Raw genomic sequence first — 19,468 nt, forward strand, 5'->3', positions numbered from 1 at the left:
CGTTTCGACAGCCACCGCCCGCCAGGAACGCCGCCTCGGCCGACGTCCGGATCGCGACCGGACCGTGCCGAGACCGACCCGGTGACGATCGGCATCGAGGACCCGAAGTTCCGCTTCCTCGCCGAGGGCGGCGAGACCGGCCGCGAGATCCTGATGAAGGATTGGTCCGGCTCGGTGCTCGGCCCGCTGGCGGAATGGCCGGTGGCGCTCCGCACCACGCTCGCGACGATGCTCGCCTGCCCGGTGCCGATGTTCCTGGCCTGGGGGCCGGACCTCGTCAGCTTCTTCAACGACGCCTATCGCGAGGTGCTGGGCGATCGCGTCTCCCGTGCGCTCGGCGTGCGGTTTCCGGAGCTGTGGGCGGACCTGTGGCCGGAGATCGGGCCGCTCTGCGCCCGGGCGCTCGCGGGCGAAGGCGTGTCGGTGCGCGACCTGCCGCTGACGATGCACCGCCGCGGGCAGCCCGAGCGGACCTGGTGGACCTTCTCGTACTCGCCGGTCCACCACGACGACGGCGCGGTCGCAGGCATGATCTGCATCACGCGGGAGACCACGGCGCAGATCCTGGCGGAAAAGGACCGCGAGGACAGCCGCAGCCGGCTCGACCTCGCGCTGTCGGCCGGCGACGGCATCGGCACCTGGGACTGGGACGTCGCGGCCGACCGCGTCACCGCGGATGCCCGCTTCGCCCGCCTCTACGGCGTCGATCCCGACCGGGCCGTTGCCGGCGCGCCGATCGCCGAGTTCTTCGGCGGCATCCATCCCGACGACCTGCCCGCCGTGCAGGAGCGGATCGCGGCGGCGATGCGGACGGGCGGCGACTTCGCGGCCGAGTACCGGCTCGTCCAGCCGGACGGCGTGCGCTGGGTCGCGGCGCAAGGGCAGTGCGTGCTCGATGCGGACGGCCGCCCCGTTCAGTTCCCGGGCGTGACCTTCGACATCACCGAGCGTCGCGACGCCGAGGACGCGGTCCGCGCGGCTGCGCGCGAGCTTCGCCTGGTGGCCGACGCGCTCCCGAGCCTGATCGCCTTCATCGATCCGACGCTGACCTACCGCTTCGCGAACGCCGCCTACGAGACGTGGTTCTCGCGCCCGCTTTCCGAAGTGATCGGCCGTACCGTCCGCGACCTCGTGGACGAGGACGGCTTCGCGCGGCGTGAGCCGGCCTTCGCCGCGGCGCTCGGCGGGGAGGATGTCCGCTTCGAGATGGAGTGGCCGCATCCCGACGGGCGCGAGCGCGTCGCGGACATCCGCTACATCCCGCGGCGGGATGGCGACGGCGCCGTCGACGGCTTCTACGCCTTCGTGCAGGACATCACCGACCGGACGCGGATCGAGGCAGCGCTGACGCGGGAGGTCGAATCCCGCACCCGCGAGCGCAACCGGCTCTGGGAGACCACAACCGACCTGATGGGCACGGCCGGGCTCGACGGCTACCTCAAGGCGGTCAACCCGGCCTGGACGCGGGTGCTCGGCTGGAGCCGCGAGGAACTCCTCGGCGAGCCGTTCGCGACGATCATCGACACCGCCGACCATGCCGAGACCGCCGAGGTCGTCGCGCAGCTCGCCCGCGGCGAGACCGTCGACGGCTTCGTCGACCACGTCATCCGGAAAGACGGCGAACGCCTCACCATCTCCTGGAACGCGGTGCCGGAAGGCGACCTGTTCTACATCGTCGGCCGCGACATCACCGAGCAGCGTGCGGTCGAGGAGCTGCTGCGCCAAGCGCAGAAGATGGAGGCGGTCGGCCAGCTCACCGGCGGCATCGCCCACGACTTCAACAACCTGCTCACCGGCATCGTCGGCTCGCTCGACCTGATGCAGACCCGGATCAAGCAGGGCCGGACCGAGCAGATCGAGAAGTACGCCACCGCGGCTTTGTCCTCGGCCAACCGCGCCGCCGCGTTGACCCACCGCCTACTGGCCTTCGCCCGCCGCCAGCCGCTGGAGCCGAAGCCCACCGACGCCAACGGTCTGATCGCCGGCATGGAGGACATGCTGCGCCGGACGCTGACGGAGCAGGTCAACCTGGAGATCGTCACCGCCGGCGGCCTGTGGCTCACGCTCTGCGACCCGCACCAGCTCGAGAACGCGCTGCTCAACCTCGCGATCAACGCCCGGGACGCGATGCCGGACGGCGGCCGCCTCGTGATCGAGACCTGCAACACCCACCTCGATCGGGCCTACGCGCGGCTGCATCCGGAGGTGGAACCGGGCCAGTACATCTGCGTCTGCGTGACCGATACCGGCACCGGCATGAGCGCGGACGTGGCCGCCAAGGCCTTCGACCCGTTCTTCACCACGAAGCCGCTGGGCCAGGGCACCGGCCTCGGCCTGTCGATGATCTACGGCTTCGCCAAGCAGTCGGAGGGGCACGCCAAGATCTACTCCGAGCTGGGATCGGGCACGACGATCAAGATCTACCTGCCGCGCTACCGCGGCGAGGCGGCGGCCGAGGGCACCGGTCCCGGGATCGCCACGGCCCTGCGCGCCGAGCGCGGCGAGACGGTGCTCGTCGTCGAGGACGACCCGGTGGTGCGCGACCTCATCGTCGAGGTGCTGGGCGAGCTCGGCTACCACGCCCTCGAGGCCGCCGACGGGCCGGCCGGCCTGCGCATCGCGGAATCGCGTGCGCGGATCGACCTGATGGTCAGCGACGTCGGCCTGCCCGGCCTCAACGGGCGCCAGCTCGCCGACCGCGCCCGGCTGGTGCGGCCCGGGCTGAAGATCCTCTTCATCACCGGCTATGCCGAGAACGCGATCTTCGGCAACGGCGGCCTCGACCCGGGCATGCAGATGATCACCAAGCCGTTCCCGGTCGAGGTGCTGGCCAGCCGCATCCGCGAGATCATCGAGGGATAGGGCGACGCCGCGTCCCGGGCTCGCCTATTCGGCGGCCGAGAGGTTGAGGGCGAGCGACCGGGCGGCCCGCGTGCGGCCGCCGGGGCGATGCTCGGCCCCGGCGGAAAGCCCGCGTCGGCCGTCGTTGATCGCCGCGTGGACCCCGTCCACCGCCAGGATCAGGGCGCTGACCGTGCGCGCGTCGATCGAGCGCTCGCGGGCGTAGCGCACCACGTCGGCGACGAGATCGTCCACCTCGATCGCCAGGGCGTCGAGTTCGGCCATCGTCGGCGCGGCCCGGACCTCGCGCATCACGTCGAGCAGGCGGTCGAGCACGATGTCGACCCGCTCGCGCCGCTTGCGGGCGAGGCGCTGGCCGAGCCAGGCGACGGCGGAGCCGATCGTTCCGCCGAAGAAGGCGAGCAGGTAGATGTAGTCCTCGTATCGGTCAAGGAACGTCTGCTGCTCGCGCTCGAAGTAGTCCACCGCGCCGGGGTGGTTGGGCAGGCGCGCCGAGGTGGCGGCGACCGTGGTGTCGAAGTCGGGCGCCTTCATCAGCCTGACGATCGGCGCGGCCGCCGCGAGGCGCGAGCGCCACTCGAACAGGTGCTGCGTCGCGGAGGCGACGGCGACCCGGCTCACGGTGCCCCGCGCCATCAGGCGATACGAGGCGCCGACGGTCTTGACCTCCTCGGCCGGACGCTTCGGGCGCCCGCCGAAGGTTCCGGCCGGGATCGTGACGGATTGCAGCTCGGGATAGCGCTGCAGGATCGCGTCGCCGTCGGGCACCGAGACGAGGCCGACCTTCTTGTCGGGAAGGCCGATCTCGACGGCGTGGACCATGGCGCCCGCGGCCTTCGAGGTCGGGCTGGCGATGATCGCCACCGCGTCGACCCGCTTCTCGGCGATCGCGGCGGTGACCTCGGATGGCTTGAGCGGAACCAGCACGACCTGCCCCGGCGGGGCTTCCTCGCCGTCCGGGATGTCGGCGGCGGCGGGGACGAAGTCGTAGAAGGTCAGCAGGTTGGTGATGAACGGGATGTCGGCGCTGTGGCGCACGACGATGCCGAGGCGCCGGCGTGCAAGGTCGGGAAAATCATCGATCTCGCCGGCCTCCGAGGCGGCGACGATCAGGGCCTCGTCGTGCAGGATGGCGAGCGTCAGGCCGTTCTCGGGCAGCAGCACGTCCGGCCGCACCACCGCGAGGTCGGCCTTGTTGGCCTGGAGCGCGGCCGCGCTGTCGCGCACGTCGGCGTAGCGCACCACCTTCAGGCGTACGTCCTCGCGGGCGCGGGACAGGGCGTTGGCGTAGGCCTCCATCAGCGCGGCCTCGGGGCCGTCCTGCGGCCCGACCGCTACGGTCAGCGTGGTCGGACGGGACAGGTAGACCACCGCCGCCGCGGTGGCGGCGAGCCCGAGAGCGAGCAGCACGAGGAGCCACTCGCGTCTCAACAGGATGGCCGATGCTGCGGGGAGGAGACCATGACCGATCCTGCCGCGTTGCCTGGGTTCCATGGCTGATCCATGAAACCGAAACCTGTCCGGATCGTGAAGAACCCGTGAAACGCGCAACCGTTGCAGACTCCGGTGCGGCCCGCGGTGCAAGGCCCGCGCCGCCCGTCACGGCCGCCTATCTCGAGCGGGCGGCGTTGCACTACCTCGAGTGCTACAGCGCCTCGGTGGAGATGCTGCGCCGGACGCTGCGGCGGCGGGTCGAGAAGCGCGCCCGGGCCCGCGGCGAGGAGGCGAGCGCCTTCTTCGAGATGATCGAGGCGACGGTGGCGCGGGCGGTCTCCGCCGGGCTGGTCGACGACGCGCGCTTCGCGACTGCGCGGCTCGCGACTTTGCGCCGGCGCGGCACCTCTTCCCGCGGCGCCTCGGCCAAGCTGTGGGCCAAGGGCCTGTCGCGCGATGCGGTCGAGACCGCGATGGAGGCCGAGCGCGAGGCCGTGCCCGAGGCGGATTCGGCGGCGATCGAGGAGAAGGCCGCCTTCGCCTACGCCAAGCGGCGGCGGCTCGGGCCGTTCCGCCGCCCGGACATCCGCGCTCTCCACCGCGACCGGGATCTGGCGGCGCTGGCGCGGGCCGGCTTCGGCTACGATCTCGCGCGCCGCACCGTCGACGCCGAGGAGGTGCCCGACGGGGCCTGAGCCTGGAACTCGCCGGAGCCTGCGCCACTTGGCCGGTCATCGACGGTGACGTCGCGCACGGTCGTGCGCGGCACCGCGAACCCTGGAGAGCTTCGATGATCAACCGCAAGGCGCACGCTGTCTGGCAGGGCAACGGCAAGGACGGCAAGGGCACGATCACGACCCAGTCCGGCGTGCTCTCGCAGCAGCCCTACGGCTTCAACACGCGCTTCGAGGACAAGCCCGGGACCAATCCGGAAGAGCTGATCGCGGCGGCGCATTCCGGCTGCTTCACCATGGCGCTGGCGTTCCAGCTGCAGGAAGCCGGGCTGGCCGCGACCGAGATGACCACCGAGGCGGTCGTGACGCTCGAGAAGGACGGTGCCGGCTTCAAGGTGACGAAGTCCGCGCTGACGCTGACCGCGGCGATCCCGGGCATCGACCAGGCCAAGTTCGACGCGCTGGCGCATGCCGCCGAGATCGGCTGCCCGATCTCGAAGGTTCTGGACTGCGAGATCACCCTGAAGGCCACCCTCAAGCAGGGCTGATCGGTCTTCGGAGCCGCGCCCCGCGAAAGGCAGGCGGGGTGCGGCATCGCCGCCCGGGGGCAACGCCGGCCGACGCCTTGTATTCACGCTCCCCGGGTTCATTGTTTGTTCGATGGATGAAACGCTCGCCAAGAAACTGCGCATCCTCGCCGATGCCGCCAAGTACGACGCCTCGTGCTCGTCGTCCGGCGCGCCGAAGCGCAAGGCCGGCAAGGACGAGCTCGGCTCGACCACCGGATCGGGGATCTGCCACGCCTACACTCCGGACGGGCGTTGCATCTCGCTGCTGAAGATCCTGCTGACGAACTACTGCCTGTTCGATTGCGCCTACTGCATCAATCGCCGCTCCTCGAACGTCGAGCGGGCACGCTTCTCGGTGCAGGATGTCGTGACGCTCACGGTGGAGTTCTACAAGCGCAACTACATCGAAGGGTTGTTCCTCTCCTCCGGCATCATCAAGTCGCCCGACTACACGATGGAGCTGCTGACGCGGGTGGCGAAGTCGCTGCGGCGCGACCACGGGTTCCGCGGCTACATCCACCTCAAGTCGATTCCCGAGGCGAGCCCATGGCTGATCGAGGAAGCCGGCCTCTACGCCGACCGCCTCTCGATCAACGTCGAGCTGCCGACCGAGGCGAGCCTGCAGAAGCTCGCCCCCGAGAAGGACGGTGCGACGATCCTCGGGGCGATAGCGCAGGTGGCCGAGCGCATCGTCGAGGCCAAGGCCGAGCGGCGGCGCTTCTCGCCGGCCGGGCAGTCGACGCAGGTGATCGTCGGGGCCGACGCGACCACCGACGAGGCGCTGATCCGCAAGAGCGCGCATCTCTACGGCAGCGTCGGGCTCAAGCGAGTGTACTACTCGGCCTTCAGCCCGATCCCGGAAGGCTCCGGCATCCTTCCGCTGAAGGCGCCGCCGCTCCAGCGCGAGCATCGGCTCTACCAGGCCGACTGGCTGATACGGTACTACGACTTCTCCGCCGACGACGTCGCCGATGCGGCCGACGACGGGATGTTCTCCCTCGACATCGACCCAAAGCTCGCCTGGGCACTGAAGAACCGCCACCGCTTCCCCGTGGACGTGAACACCGGCGACCGCGAGATGCTGCTGCGCGTCCCCGGCCTCGGGGCGCGGGCGGTCGACAAGATCATCCGCGCGCGCCGCCACACGCGCCTGCGCCTCGACGACGTGGCGCGGCTGTCCTCGGCACTGAAGCGCGCCCGCCCGTTCCTGATCGCGGCCGACTACACGCCGGGTGGGCTCACCGATCGGCTCGATCTGCGCAGCCGTCTGGTGGAGCCGGCGCAGCAGCTGAGCCTGTTCTGATGGATGCGCGGCGCCACTCCCCTCCCCCCTGTGCGGGGGAGGGTGAGCCTCGCGTTAGCGAGGGTCGGGAGAGGGGAGCGCCGTATCCGGAAATGCCGCTCCCCTCTCCCGACCCGCTGCGCGGGCCACCTTCCCCCGCAGAGGGGGGAGGGACAGACAGCGCGCATCGCACGATCCACCTGCGCCCCGGTGCCGATCTCGATGGCTTCCGCACCGCCCTGCGCCGGCTGGTCGCCGATGGGGTTCCGCCCGATCGCGTCACGTGGTCGGCGGGCGATGCGCCCGGCTTGTTCGGCACGTCCGCCAGCGACGAGCCCGACGCGCCCCCGGTCGCGCTGCCGAAGCCCGTGGCCGGGCTGATCCCGATGGTGGTGCCCCACCGCGATCCCGAGCGCTACGCGCTGCTCCACACCCTGGTCTGGCGCGTACTCCGCGGCGAGCGCCACCTGCCGGAGGTGGCGAGCGACCCGCTGGTCCACCGCCTCAACGGGATGCGCAAGGCGATCGCCCGCGACCTGCACAAGATGCACGCGTTCCTGCGCTTTCGCCGTATCGAAACCGATACGGGCGAACGCTTCGTCGCGTGGTTCGAGCCGGACAACCACATCCTTGAGGCCGCGGCTCCGTTCTTCGTCGACCGGTTCCGCGCCATGGATTGGACGATCCTGACGCCGGACGGCTCGGCGCATTGGGACCGCACGGCGCTGACCTTCGGACCGCCGGGCGACAAGGCGCAGCTGCCGGAGGGCGATGGCTTCGAGGCCGGCTGGCGGGACTATTACGAGAGCACGTTCAACCCGGCCCGTACCAATCTCAAGGCGATGCGGGCGGAGATGCCGAAGAAGTACTGGCACAACATGCCGGAGACCGCCGCCATCCCCGGCCTCGTCCGCGCGGCCGCGACCCGAACCACGCAGATGATCGAAAGGGCCCCCCAGATGACGATCAAGCGCGATCCGGCCAAGGCGGTGGCGGCGATGTCCGACCAGGCGCCGAAGACCCTCGAGGCGCTGAACGCGATCATCAAGCGTTCCGAGCCGCTGGTGCCGGGCGCGACGCAGGCCGTGCTCGGCGAGGGCCGCATCGGCTCGACCATCGCCTTCGTCGGCGAGCAGCCGGGCGACCAGGAGGACCGGCAGGGCCGCCCCTTCGTCGGGCCCGCCGGCCAGCTGCTGTCGCGGGCGATGGCGGAAGCGGGTCTCGACCGAGCGGCGAGCTACCTCACGAACGCCGTCAAGCACTTCAAGTTCGAGGAGCGCGGCAAGCGCCGCATTCACCAGAAGCCGACCGCGGGCGAGGTCAGCCACTACCGCTGGTGGCTCGATCGCGAGCTGGACTTCGTCGCCCCGAAGCTCGTCGTCGCGCTCGGCGCGACCGCCGTGCTGGCGCTGACGGGCAAGCAGATCCCGATCACCCGTGCCCGCGGCCCGTTCCGGTTCGAGCGCCTCGACGACCGCTTCCAGGGCTTCATCACCGTCCACCCCTCCTACCTGCTGCGCCTGCCGGACGAGGCGAAGGAGGAGGCCTACGCGACCTTCGTCGACGACCTGCGTCGGGTCGCGGAATTGGGGCGCGCGCTGACGGCCTAGGACGACGCGGCCGGCGCTCACCCCGCCGCCGGCTCCTCCTTGTGCGGCCGGAGTTCCGGCGATGGGTCGATCTCGGCCTCCGTCGGCGCCTCGGCGCGGCTGTCGGCGCGGCTCGCATCGACGAAGAGGCGGGCCTCACCCTCGGTCAGGCCGAGGCTGCGCAGGGCATAGAAGGTCATGCCGAAGGCGAGCTCGCGCTCAGCCATCAGCACCAGCCCGACCTTCTCCTCCTCCATCCGGCGGCGCTCGGCGTCGCTGTGGGTGCGGATCAGGGTGTCGATCCGCGGGTTCGCCTCCCGGGCGATCTCGACCAGCCGGCGCGCATGGTGCGAATCCGGCGTCGCGATCACCAGGAGGCGGGCCTGCGCGATGTCGGCGGCGGCGAGGATGCCCGGCGCCAGCGCATCGCCGAACACCACCTCCAGGCCCGAGGCGCGCAGGTCGAGCACCCGCCGGCGGTCGCGATCGACCACGACGAAGGGCAGGTCCCAGGCGTCGAGCGCCTTGCCGATCCCGCTGCCGACCCGGCCGTAGCCGACGATGATCGCGTGGCCGCGATGGGGCTTAGCGGGCTCGGCGACGGCGATCGCATCGGCGCCGTGGCGCTCGAACCGGCGCGCGAAGTCGGGCCTGTCGGCGAGGTAGCGCTCCACCCGCGCGGCGAGCACGAAGAACAACGGGTTCAGCGTGATCGACAGCAGCGCCCCGCCGAGGATGAGGTCGCGCCCCTCCTCCGGCAGCAGCTTCAGCGACAGGCCGAGCCCGACGAGGATGAAGGAGAACTCGCCGATCTGCGCCAGGCTCGCGGCGATGGTGAGCGCGGTGCCGACCGGATGCTTGAACGCCAGCACGATCGCCACCGCGGCGATCGACTTGCCGAGCAGGATCACGCCGAGCACCGCCAGCACCGAGAGCGGCTCGCGCACGAGGATGCCGGGGTCGAACAGCATGCCGACCGAGACGAAGAACAGCACCGCGAACGCGTCCTGCAGCGGCAGGGAATCGGCTGCGGCCTGATGGCTCAGGTCGGACTCGGCGAGCACCATGCCGGCGAAGAAGGCGCCGAGAGCGAAGGACACGCCGAACAGCTCCGCCGAGCCGAAGGCGATGCCGAGCGCGAGCGCGAGCACGGCGAGGGTGAACAGCTCGCGCGATCCCGTGCGGGCCGCCTGGTCGAGCAGCCACGGCACCATGCGGCGGCCTGCGACCAGCATCAGGGTGGTGAAGACGCCGACCTTGGCGAGCGTCAGCCCGAGGGTGAGCCAGATGCTGTCGCCGAGATAGCCGGAGAGCGCCTGCGCGAGGGTGTTGCCCGTGGCATGGTCGCCGGTACCGGCGCTCCCGCCGAGCGAGGGCGCCAGCGCCGGCAGCAGCACCAAGGCGAGGACCATCGCGAGATCCTCGACGATGAGCCAGCCGACCGCGATGCGGCCCTTGTCGCTGTCGAGCAGGTTGCGCTCCTCCAGCGCCCGCAGCAGCACCACCGTGCTCGCCACCGCCAGCGCGAGGCCGAACACCAAGCCGGCGCCGAGGCCCCACCCCCAGGCGAGCGCCAGGCCGCCGCCCATCGCGGTCGCCACCGCGATCTGCACCACGGCGCCGGGCAGCGCGATCGTGCGCACCGCCATCAGGTCCTTGATCGAGAAGTGCAGGCCGACGCCGAACATCAGCAGGATGACGCCGATCTCGGCGAGCTGGCCGGCGAGCTTCTGGTCGCCGACGAAGCCCGGCGTGAACGGCCCGATGGCGATGCCGGCCACGAGGTAGCCGACCAGCGGCGGCAGCCGCAGGCGTTGCGCCAGCATGCCGAACACGAAGGCGATCACGAGGCCCAGGGCGATGATGGCGATCAGCTCGGTCGCATGCGGCACGGGTCGGTGGTCTCCTGGCGTCGGCGTCGGGACGGGCGTTCCTGAACAACCTAGCGGAATCGCGCATCGAATTCCGTACGCGATGGCACCCGGGGGTGTTCCGGCGCACGGGCACGTTCGGGTCGGCAGGTGCGGGTTGGCAGGCCGGCACCGAGCCTATACCCGTGATCCTCGGATCGAAGGACGGCGAAGACGATGCGGCTGGTGGTGGTGGGCGCCGACGGGCGCATGGGGCGAATGCTGATCCGCGCGGTGGCGGAAGCCGAGGGCTGCACGCTCTCGGCCGCGATCGAGCGCGAAGACTCGGACGCGATCGGCCACGATGCCGGGACGCTCGCCGGCCTCCACCCGCTCGGCGTGCCCGTCACCGACGACCCGCTGACGGCGTTCGCGGCCAGCGACGGCGTGCTCGATTTCACCGTCCCGGCGGCGACGGTGCAGTTCGCCGAGCTCGCGGCGCAGGCCCGCATCGTCCACGTGGTCGGCACCACCGGCCTGTCGGAGGACGACCTCGCCAAGCTCCGGGCCGCCGCCTACCACGCTCGCATCGTGCGCTCCGGCAACATGTCGCTCGGGGTCAACCTGCTCGCCGCCCTGGTGCAGCGGGTCGCCGCCGCCCTGGGGCCGGAATTCGACATCGAGATCGCCGAGATGCACCACCGCATGAAGGTGGACGCGCCCTCCGGCACCGCCCTGCTGCTCGGGGAGGCCGCCGCGGCAGGCCGCGGCGTCGACCTCGCCGACGTCCGCGTCTCGACCCGGGACGGCCATACCGGCGCGCGCCGGGCCGGCGACATCGGCTTCGCGACGCTGCGCGGCGGCAGCGTCGTCGGCGATCATTCGGTGATGTTCGCCGGCGCCGGCGAGCGCATCACCCTCTCGCACCACGCCGAAGATCGCAGCCTGTTCGCGGCCGGAGCGGTGAAGGCGGCGCTCTGGGCGCATCCGAAGCCGCCGGGCCTCTACAGCATGACAGACGTGCTCGGCCTGTAAGGCTACGCTCGACCACGGACGGGCGCGGGTGGCCGGCCCGCGCTTGGGGCCTCGGCCCGGCTCTGGTAGGAGCCGCAGCGACCTGCCCAATCGGGCGCCTCCCCAGAAAGACCGGACCCCGATGGACCGCTTGCTCGTCCTCGCTCGCCACGGCCAGAGCGAGTGGAACCTCAAGAACCTCTTCACCGGCTGGCGCAACCCGGACCTCACCGAGCGCGGCGTCGACGAGGCGCACAAGGCCGGGCGCTGGCTGAAGAGCGAGGGCTACGGCTTCGACGTGGCGTTCACCTCGAACCTCGGGCGGGCGCAGCGGACCTGCAAGCTGATGCTCGGGGAGATGGGCCTGTCCGAGATCGAGACGATCCGCTCGGAGGCGTTGAACGAGCGCGATTACGGCGACCTGTCCGGCCTCAACAAGGAAGACGCCAAGGCGCGCTGGGGGGCCGAGCAGGTGCACCAGTGGCGCCGCTCCTACGATATCCCGCCGCCCGGCGGCGAGAGCCTGAAGGACACCGCCGCCCGGGTGCTGCCCTACTATATCGAGACGATCCTGCCCCGCGTGATGGCCGGCGATCGGGTGCTCGTGGCCGCCCACGGCAACTCGCTCCGCGCCCTGGTGATGGTGCTCGACCGGCTCAACACCACGACCATCGCCGGCCTGGAGATCGCCACCGGCGTGCCGCTCGTCTACCGCCTCAAGGCCGACACCACCGTCGCCTCGAAGACGGTGCTGGAACGCGACATCGACGACGCGTGACGCGCAGCGCGTGGCGGTCGAACTCGCGCCGGGCCTGATCCACCATCCCGGCTGGCTCGATGCGGCCGCCCGGCGGCGCCTCTCCGACGAGATCGCGACCGTGCTGGCGGCCGCGCCGCCGTTCACGCCGCGGATGCCGCGCACGGGAAAACCGTTCTCGGTGCGGATGTCGAATGCCGGCCCGCTCGGCTGGGTCTCGGACGTCGCCGGATACCGCTACCAGCCGGATCATCCCGAGACCGGCGACCCCTGGCCGGCGATGCCCGCGACCGCACGCGCCGCCTGGGACGCGCTCGCCGATCATCCCCGCCCGCCCGAGGCCTGCCTGATCAACCTCTACGCGACGGGCGCCCGCATGGGCCTGCACCAGGACCGCGACGAGGACGACCTGACGGCCCCGGTCGTGTCCCTGTCGCTGGGCGCGGCGGCGGTGTTCCGCTACGGCGGCCCGAAGCGCTCCGACCCGACCCGCTCGATCCGCCTGACGGCCGGCGACGCCCTGGTGATCGGCGGCCCCTCCCGCCTCATCCACCACGGCGTCGACCGCATCGTCGCGGGCGGCGACCTGCTGTCGGTGGCGGAAGACCCGGACCCGCCCTTCCTGCCCCCGGGCGGCCGCTGCAACCTGACCTTGCGGCGGGTGACGAGGGCGCCTTGAACGCGAAGGGCCCTGGTTGATGCGGACTCATGCAGACAGGCGACTGGTTCGAAGTTCGCGCCAAGGCCCGCAGGTCCGGCATCCGGGCAGACGCGTGAACGCGTCCGCTTGACAGGACCCGGCCGCGGGCCGACGCATCGCATCCGGTCCGGCGCCGTTCCGGATTGTGGAGATCCTGGTTCGATGCGCCTGCGCCCCCGTCTGTCCGCCCTCGCGCTGCTCGCCCTGGTGCTCGGCTTCGATGCGGGGCCGGCGTCGACCGCCGAGCCGGTCTATCCCGCGGGCTCGCGCTTCGGGTTCGAGCCGCCCTCCGACATGTCGCCCTCGCGCCGCTTCTCCGGCTTCGAGCGCAAGGAGGGCGGGGCGACGCTCTCGGTGGTCGAGCTGCCGGCGACTGCCTTCGCCGACCTCGTGCAGACCTTCACCGACGCCAACCTGAAGAACCAGGGCTTCGCCGTCGAGACCCGCGAGCCGGTGAAGATCGGCGAGGCCGACGGCATGCTGTTCACCGGCTCGCAGCCGGGCGAACCGGGCAGCGCCACGCCGACGGTCCGCAAGTGGCTGCTGCTCGTCGGCGATCCGACCGTCACCGGCCTGATCATCGGGCAGGCGCTGCCCGATGCCGAGACCGAGAAGACCATGCGCAGCCTCGTCACCGGCGTGACGATCCGGCCGGCGCTGACGCTGGCGCAGCAGGTCGACGCGCTGCCCTTCCGCATCGCCGATCCGGCGGGGTTCCGCCCGCTGCGCGTGCTCGCCGGCAACTCGGTGCTGCTGACGCAGGGGCCGAAGGACCAGATGAGCAACCTTGAGCAGCCGATCCTGGTTCTGGCTCAGGCGGTGCAGCAGCCGCCGACGGCCGAGCAGCGCGACGGCTTCGCCAAGGCCGCGCTGTACTCCAACCAGACCATGAAGGATTTCGTGATCGAGCGCTCGCAGAGCTACCGCTCGAACGGAACCGATTGGCACGAGATCGTGGCGCGCGCCACCGACATGCCGACGAACACGCCGGTCGTCGTCTCCCAGACGATCCGCTTCGCGCCGGACGGCTATCTCCGCGCCCTCGGGGTGGTGCGCGAGGACCAGCGCGAGGGCACGCTCGCCAAATTTCGCGAGGTCGTGGACAGTGTTCAGGTGAAATAGCACGGGGCAGCCTGAGAATTCGCCCGTCGTCCGAGGAAACCACTCCTTGCGACCACCGGTTGTCGTCGCGACGCGCCGTCTCGTAGACGGCCATCGCGACGGGACCATTGATGACCGACCGAAACCATAGCGCAGACGGACTGGACGAGCGCCATTCCGCCGTGTGGACGCTGGCGCTCGCCGCCACCCTCGTCGGCATCGCCGCGCTACCGTATCGGCGCGGCGGAGACCGGCCCGCGCCGGCCCCGGACGGTCCCCGCGCGCCCTCGCCCTCGCATTCCGGCGGCGACGCCCGGGCGGTGGCGCAAACCGAGTCGGACCGCGGCCGGCAGGCGAGCACCCCCTCCGAGATACCCAAAAGCGGCTGGAAGGATGTCGGGCTGCGCGTGTTCCGCGACCTGAAGGAGAATCGCCTGGTCTCGGTCGCGGCCGGCGTCACCTTCTACGTGCTGCTCGCGATCTTCCCGGCCGTGGCGGCGCTGGTGTCCTGCTACGGCCTCTTCGCCGACGTCGCCACGATCAACGACCACCTCGCCAGCCTCCAGGGGGTGATGCCCTCCGGCGCGATTGACATCGTCGGCGAGCAGGTCAAGCGCATCGCGGCCAAGGGCGACACGACCCTCGGCGTCACGTTTTTCACCGGCATCCTGCTCTCGGTCTGGAGCGCCAACGGCGGCATGAAGGCGGTCTTCGACGCGCTCAACATCGTCTACGAGGAGCGCGAGACGCGAAACTTCGTCTGGCTGAACCTGCGGTCCCTCGCCTTCACCGCGGGCGCGCTGCTGTTCATCATCCTGGCGCTCGGGGCGATCGTGGTGTTGCCGGTGGTGTTCAACACGGTCGGCCTGTCGGCGGACGCGTGGTACCTGGCGCTGCTGCGCTGGCCCGCCCTGTTCGTCGCCGTCCTCGGCGGCCTCGCCCTGCTCTACCGCTACGGCCCCTGCCGCGACGCGCCGCGCTGGCGCTGGGTGACGTGGGGCAGCGCGATTGCCGCCTTCGCCTGGCTCGCCGGCTCCCTCGGCTTCTCGTGGTACGTGGCGAACTTCGGCAAGTACAACGACACCTACGGCTCGCTCGGCGCCGTGATCGGGTTCATGACCTGGATCTGGATCTCGACGGTGATCGTGCTGCTCGGCGCGGAGGTGAATGCCGAGATGGAGCATCAGACCGTCCACGACACCACGGTCGGGGCGCCGCAGCCGCTCGGCACGCGGCGGGCGAAGATGGCGGATACGGTGGGGGCTGCGACCTGAGGCGCGTTCCGCGAAGGTCGGATCCGCAGTAGGGTCGGTCCATGGATCGCGACGCCGCCATCGATATCCTGCGTGCGCATGAGCCGGAGCTGCAACGCCTCGGCGTGCGGCATGCCGCGGTGTTCGGCTCGGTCGCGCGGGGAGAAAACCATGCAGGCAGCGACCTCGACGTGATGATCGAGATCGACGAGGCCGCCGTGCGCGATGTCTTCGATTATGTCGGGGTGATTCACTTCATCGGCGACCTGTTTCCGATATCCGTGGACGTGTCCAATCGCAAAATGCTCAAGGCGCATGTCAAGCCTGAAGCAGAACGAGAGGCCGTCCATGCTTTCTAGGCGTGGCCGCGAGGCATGCCTCGGCATTCGTGAGAACGTCGAGGCCGCCTTCGACTTCATTGGTGGAATGGGCGCTGCGGAATTCGAGCAGGATCGACGGACCATCTATGCTGTGACCCGCTGTCTCGAGATTATTTCGGAAGCCAGTCGGCGCGTCGATACAGCGACGAAAGACCGGCATCCGCATATCCCCTGGCAGCAGGTTTCAAGCGCCGGGAATATCTACCGGCACGAATATGCGAACGTGTCGCCGCTCCAGATCTGGCGGACCGTGCAGGAGCGTCTGCCCGAACTGCTGGCCATGTGCGTGGCGGAGCTTCAGCGTGCCGACGCACCAGGCACGTCCGGATGACGCGCCGCTCCGTTCCAGCTACGAGCGGCCGATGAGCGCTGAAAACGAAACCGCCTCCCCCGTCGGCCCCGGCGATCAAGTGATCCTGGTGGACGGGTCGTCGTTCATCTTCCGGGCCTACTTCCAGGCGATAAACCAGCCGGAAAAGTTCAACTTCCGTCCCTCGGACGGGCTGCCGACCGGTGCGGTGCGGCTGTTCTGCACCAAGATCGCGCAGTTCGTTCAGGAGGGCGCGGCCGGCATCTGCCCGACCCATCTCGGCATCGTCTTCGACAAGTCGGAGGGCTCGTTCCGCAAGGAGCTCTACTCCGACTACAAGGGCCACCGCCCCGACGCGCCGGACGACCTGAAGCGGCAGATGCCACTGATGCGCGACGCGGTGCGGGCCTTCGGCCTGCATGCGATCGAGATGGAGCGCTACGAGGCCGACGACCTGATCGCCACCTATGCCCGGCAGGCCGAGGCGCGGGGCGCCGGCGTCATCATCGTGTCGTCCGACAAGGACCTGATGCAGCTCGTCGGGCCGCTGGTTCGGTTCTACGATTTCGAATCCGGCTCCAAGGGCAAGCCGGGCCACCGCCCCGAGCGCAACCTCGACGAGGCGGCGATCGTCGCCAAGTGGGAAGGCCTGCAGCCGAACCAGATCGGCGACGCGCTGGCGCTGATCGGCGACACCTCCGACAACGTGCCCGGCGTTCCCGGCATCGGCCTGAAGACCGCGGCGGCCTTGATCAAGGAATACGGCAGCCTCGAGCAGCTGCTGGAGCGGGCGGGCGAGATCAAGCAACCCAAGCGCCGCGAGATGCTGCTCGCCGGCATCGAGCAGGCGCGGCTCTCGCGCCGGCTCGTGGCCCTGGTCGAGGACGTCGACGTGCCGGTGGCGCTCGACGACCTACGCCTGCCCAAGCCCGACCCGGAAAAGCTCGTCGGCTTCCTCAAGGCGATGGAGTTCAACACGCTGACCCGGCGCATCGCCGCGATGCTGCATGTCGACCCGGAAGCGGTGAAGCCCGATCCGCGCCTGCTCCCGGGCCATGTCCCGGGCGACGACGCCCCCTTCTCCGACGCCGCGGCCGCGGCCGGGGACGGCGCCGAGATCGACCCCTTCGCCGATCTCGGCCTGCCGGACGCCGCGCCCAAAGCCCGCGGCCCGTCCGATCCGACGCCGTCGAACCTCGTCGCGGCGCGCGCGGCGGAGGCGAGCAAGCCGTTCGACACCAGCGCCTACGAGACGATCCTCTCGCTCGAGCATCTCGATGCCTGGATCGCCGAAGCGCACGAGGTCGGTGTGATCGCAGTCGACACCGAGACCGACTCGCTCGATGCGCACCACGCCAACCTCGTCGGCGTGTCGCTCTGCGTCGCGCCGGGGCGCGCCGCCTACATCCCCCTCGCCCATGTCCGCGCGGTCGAGGCCGCGCCGAACGCCGACGACCTGTTCGGCGGCGGGGCGACGGCGTCCGATCTCGTGGAGCCGCTGCCTTCGCAGATCGACCGCGACGCCGCGCTCAGTCGGCTGAGGCCGCTGCTCGAGACCCCGAGCGTGCTCAAGGTGGCGCAGAACCTGAAATACGATTGGCTCGTGTTCCAGCGCTACGGCATCACCGTGGCGCCGTGCGACGACACCATGCTGATCTCCTACGTGCTCGATGCCGGCAAGGGCGGGCACGGCATGGACGAACTCGCCAAGCGCCATCTCGGCCACCAGCCGATCACCTTCTCGGACGTGGCCGGCACCGGCAAGGCCAAGGTCACCTTCGACCGGGTGCCGCTCGACAGGGCCACCGCCTACGCGGCCGAGGATGCCGACGTGACGCTGCGGCTGTGGCGGATGATGAAGCCCCGCCTCGTCGCCGAGCGGCGGCTCGCCGTCTACGAGACCCTGGAACGGCCCCTGATCGCGGTGATCGCCCGGATGGAGCAGCACGGCATCCGCGTCGACCGCAACATGCTCTCGCGGCTGTCCGGCGACTTCTCGCAGATCCTGGCGCGTCTCGAGGAGGAGATCCAGGAGGATGCCGGCGAGCGCTTCCAGGTTTCCTCACCGAAGCAGATCGGCGACATCCTGTTCGGCAAGATGGGCCTGCCCGGCGCCAAGAAGACGCCGTCCGGCCAATGGGCGACGCCAGCGACCCTGCTCGAGGAGCTGGCCCAGGCCGGGCACGACCTTCCGAAGAAGATTCTCAACTGGCGCCAGCTCGCCAAGCTGAAGTCGACCTACACCGACTCGCTGCAAGAGCACGCCGACCGCGACACCAACCGGGTCCACACCTCGTTCTCGCTCGCCGCCACCACTACCGGACGGCTGTCCTCGTCGGACCCGAACCTGCAGAACATCCCGATCCGCACCGAGGAGGGCCGCCGCATCCGCCGCGCCTTCGTCGCCGACCCCGGCAACCGCCTGATCTCGGCCGACTACAGCCAGATCGAGCTGCGCCTGCTCGCCCACATGGCCGACATCCCGCAGCTGCGGCAGGCCTTCGCCGACGGCATCGACATCCATGCAGCGACCGCGAGCGCCATGTTCGGCGTGCCGCTCTCCGAGATGACGCCGGACCTGCGGCGGCGGGCCAAGACCATCAACTTCGGCATCATCTACGGCATCTCGGCCTTCGGGCTCGCCGACCGCCTCGGCATCGGCCGCGAGGAGGCGAGCCTGTTCATCAAGCAGTATTTCGAGCGCTTCCCGGGCATCCGCGACTACATCGACACCACCAAGCGCGCCTGCCGCGACAAGGGCTACGTCACGACCCTGTTCGGCCGCGTCTGCCACTACCCGCAGATCCGCTCCAACAACCCGTCCGAGCGCGCCAGCGTCGAGCGGCAGGCGATCAACGCCCCGATCCAGGGCACCGCCGCCGACATCATCCGCCGGGCGATGACCCGGATGGAGGCGGCGCTCACCGCCGAGCGCCTGAACGTCCGCATGCTGCTGCAGGTGCACGACGAGCTGGTGTTCGAGACGAACGAGGCCGAGGTGGATCGCGCGATCCCGGTGATCAAGCGCATCATGGAAGAGGCCCCGGCCCCGGCGCTCACGCTCCACGTGCCGCTGGTGGTCGAGGCGCGGGCAGCGGAGAACTGGGAGGAGGCGCATTGAGCGGGGGCTCACCCGGTCGTCAAGTGATCGAGCTTCAGACCTCCGTCAAACCACCGCATCCTGAGGCGTCGAGGGTTCTGGAGGCCTCCTTCGAGGCTCGCTGACGCGAGCACCTTAGGATGAGGGGGATGGCCGGATCGACGGCTTTGCCCGATCATCCAAACAGCGTTGGTTCGAATTGGGTGTGCGATGAGCGCCTTCGTCTACATCCTGCGATGCGCTGACGGCAGTTACTATGTCGGTTCCGCGCGCGGAGAATCGCTCGATCGCCGGATCGGCGAGCATCAGGCCGGGACCTATCCGGGTTATACGAGCCGGAGGCGACCGGTCGAGCTGGTTTGGTCGGAGTCGTTCGACCGGATCACCGATGCGATCGCGATGGAACGGCGCCTCAAGGGTTGGACGCGGGCCAAGAAGGAAGCGCTGATCCGCAGCGATTGGACCGTTCTGCAGGACTTGGCCAAACGCCCCGCAACACGAACTCGAGCCGAACCACCCACCTCATCCTGAGGTGCCCGCGTCAGCGGGCCTCGAAGGAGCCCTCCAGGGATCACGCGGCCGGCTGGAAGCTC

The 19,468-nt window shown here is 70.3% G+C and carries 16 protein-coding genes; 14 read left to right on the forward strand and 2 right to left on the reverse strand.

Translation table 11 applies throughout. The annotated features are described in order from the left end of the window. Positions 1 to 81: 81 nt before the first annotated feature. Positions 82 to 2,862, forward strand: a complete 2,781-nt coding sequence (locus MKK70_RS27660; RefSeq protein ID WP_409568333.1) for a PAS domain-containing protein — start codon at positions 82 to 84, stop codon at positions 2,860 to 2,862. 24 nt (positions 2,863 to 2,886) lie between these two features. Here the strand turns inward: MKK70_RS27660 and MKK70_RS27665 are convergent, their stop codons facing one another. Then, positions 2,887 to 4,293: a TAXI family TRAP transporter solute-binding subunit gene (locus MKK70_RS27665; protein ID WP_147725005.1), complete on the reverse strand. Its 1,407-nt coding sequence runs from the start codon at positions 4,291 to 4,293 to the stop codon at positions 2,887 to 2,889. A 107-nt stretch (positions 4,294 to 4,400) separates the two neighbouring features. Here MKK70_RS27665 and MKK70_RS27670 point away from each other — a divergent pair, with 107 nt between their 5' ends. The 4 genes from MKK70_RS27670 (at position 4,401) to MKK70_RS27685 (ending at position 8,431) form a co-directional block, all read left to right on the forward strand. Beyond that, on the forward strand, positions 4,401 to 4,991 hold the full coding sequence (locus tag MKK70_RS27670; protein ID WP_243951149.1) for a regulatory protein RecX: 591 nt from the start codon (positions 4,401 to 4,403) through the stop codon (positions 4,989 to 4,991). Positions 4,992 to 5,086: 95 nt separating this feature from the next. Beyond that, on the forward strand, positions 5,087 to 5,518 hold the full coding sequence (locus MKK70_RS27675) for an OsmC family protein (RefSeq protein ID WP_147725009.1): 432 nt from the start codon (positions 5,087 to 5,089) through the stop codon (positions 5,516 to 5,518). 112 nt (positions 5,519 to 5,630) lie between these two features. After that, positions 5,631 to 6,842, forward strand: a complete 1,212-nt coding sequence (locus MKK70_RS27680; RefSeq protein WP_243951151.1) for a putative DNA modification/repair radical SAM protein — start codon at positions 5,631 to 5,633, stop codon at positions 6,840 to 6,842. A 92-nt stretch (positions 6,843 to 6,934) separates the two neighbouring features. After that, the gene (locus MKK70_RS27685; RefSeq protein ID WP_243951152.1) at positions 6,935 to 8,431 is read left to right on the forward strand and encodes a UdgX family uracil-DNA binding protein; all 1,497 of its coding nucleotides are present in this window, start codon (positions 6,935 to 6,937) and stop codon (positions 8,429 to 8,431) included. A 17-nt stretch (positions 8,432 to 8,448) separates the two neighbouring features. Here the strand turns inward: MKK70_RS27685 and ybaL are convergent, their stop codons facing one another. Continuing rightward, positions 8,449 to 10,302: a YbaL family putative K(+) efflux transporter gene (ybaL, locus tag MKK70_RS27690; RefSeq protein ID WP_243951154.1), complete on the reverse strand. Its 1,854-nt coding sequence runs from the start codon at positions 10,300 to 10,302 to the stop codon at positions 8,449 to 8,451. A gap of 195 nt (positions 10,303 to 10,497) precedes the next feature. Between ybaL and dapB the strand changes: the two genes are divergently transcribed. From dapB to MKK70_RS27735, 9 genes are all read left to right on the forward strand, one after another. After that, positions 10,498 to 11,295: a 4-hydroxy-tetrahydrodipicolinate reductase gene (dapB, locus tag MKK70_RS27695; RefSeq protein WP_243951156.1), complete on the forward strand. Its 798-nt coding sequence runs from the start codon at positions 10,498 to 10,500 to the stop codon at positions 11,293 to 11,295. A 121-nt stretch (positions 11,296 to 11,416) separates the two neighbouring features. Further along, a complete protein-coding gene (locus MKK70_RS27700) occupies positions 11,417 to 12,052 on the forward strand; it encodes a 2,3-bisphosphoglycerate-dependent phosphoglycerate mutase (protein WP_147725019.1) in 636 nt (211 codons plus the stop codon). Between the two features lie 10 nt (positions 12,053 to 12,062). Beyond that, on the forward strand, positions 12,063 to 12,710 hold the full coding sequence (locus MKK70_RS27705) for an alpha-ketoglutarate-dependent dioxygenase AlkB (RefSeq protein ID WP_147725021.1): 648 nt from the start codon (positions 12,063 to 12,065) through the stop codon (positions 12,708 to 12,710). A gap of 183 nt (positions 12,711 to 12,893) precedes the next feature. Next, complete coding sequence (locus MKK70_RS27710; RefSeq protein ID WP_243951158.1) at positions 12,894 to 13,853, forward strand: hypothetical protein; 960 nt, start codon at positions 12,894 to 12,896, stop codon at positions 13,851 to 13,853. 110 nt (positions 13,854 to 13,963) lie between these two features. Then, complete coding sequence (locus MKK70_RS27715; RefSeq protein ID WP_147725025.1) at positions 13,964 to 15,106, forward strand: YihY/virulence factor BrkB family protein; 1,143 nt, start codon at positions 13,964 to 13,966, stop codon at positions 15,104 to 15,106. 41 nt (positions 15,107 to 15,147) lie between these two features. Beyond that, positions 15,148 to 15,444, forward strand: a complete 297-nt coding sequence (locus tag MKK70_RS27720) for a nucleotidyltransferase family protein (RefSeq protein ID WP_147858569.1) — start codon at positions 15,148 to 15,150, stop codon at positions 15,442 to 15,444. Continuing rightward, positions 15,401 to 15,796 (forward strand): DUF86 domain-containing protein, encoded by a 396-nt coding sequence (locus MKK70_RS27725; RefSeq protein ID WP_243951160.1) that lies wholly within the window; start codon positions 15,401 to 15,403, stop codon positions 15,794 to 15,796. Before MKK70_RS27720 ends, MKK70_RS27725 begins: the two co-directional genes overlap by 44 nt. 31 nt (positions 15,797 to 15,827) lie before the next feature. Continuing rightward, positions 15,828 to 18,896, forward strand: coding sequence for a DNA polymerase I (gene polA / locus MKK70_RS27730; protein ID WP_243951161.1), 3,069 nt, complete (start codon positions 15,828 to 15,830; stop codon positions 18,894 to 18,896). Positions 18,897 to 19,085: 189 nt separating this feature from the next. Further along, the gene (locus MKK70_RS27735) at positions 19,086 to 19,406 is read left to right on the forward strand and encodes a GIY-YIG nuclease family protein (protein WP_243951163.1); all 321 of its coding nucleotides are present in this window, start codon (positions 19,086 to 19,088) and stop codon (positions 19,404 to 19,406) included. Positions 19,407 to 19,468: the final 62 nt, after the last annotated feature.

The organism is Methylobacterium sp. E-041 (assembly GCF_022829665.1).
GTDB lineage: Bacteria > Pseudomonadota > Alphaproteobacteria > Rhizobiales > Beijerinckiaceae > Methylobacterium.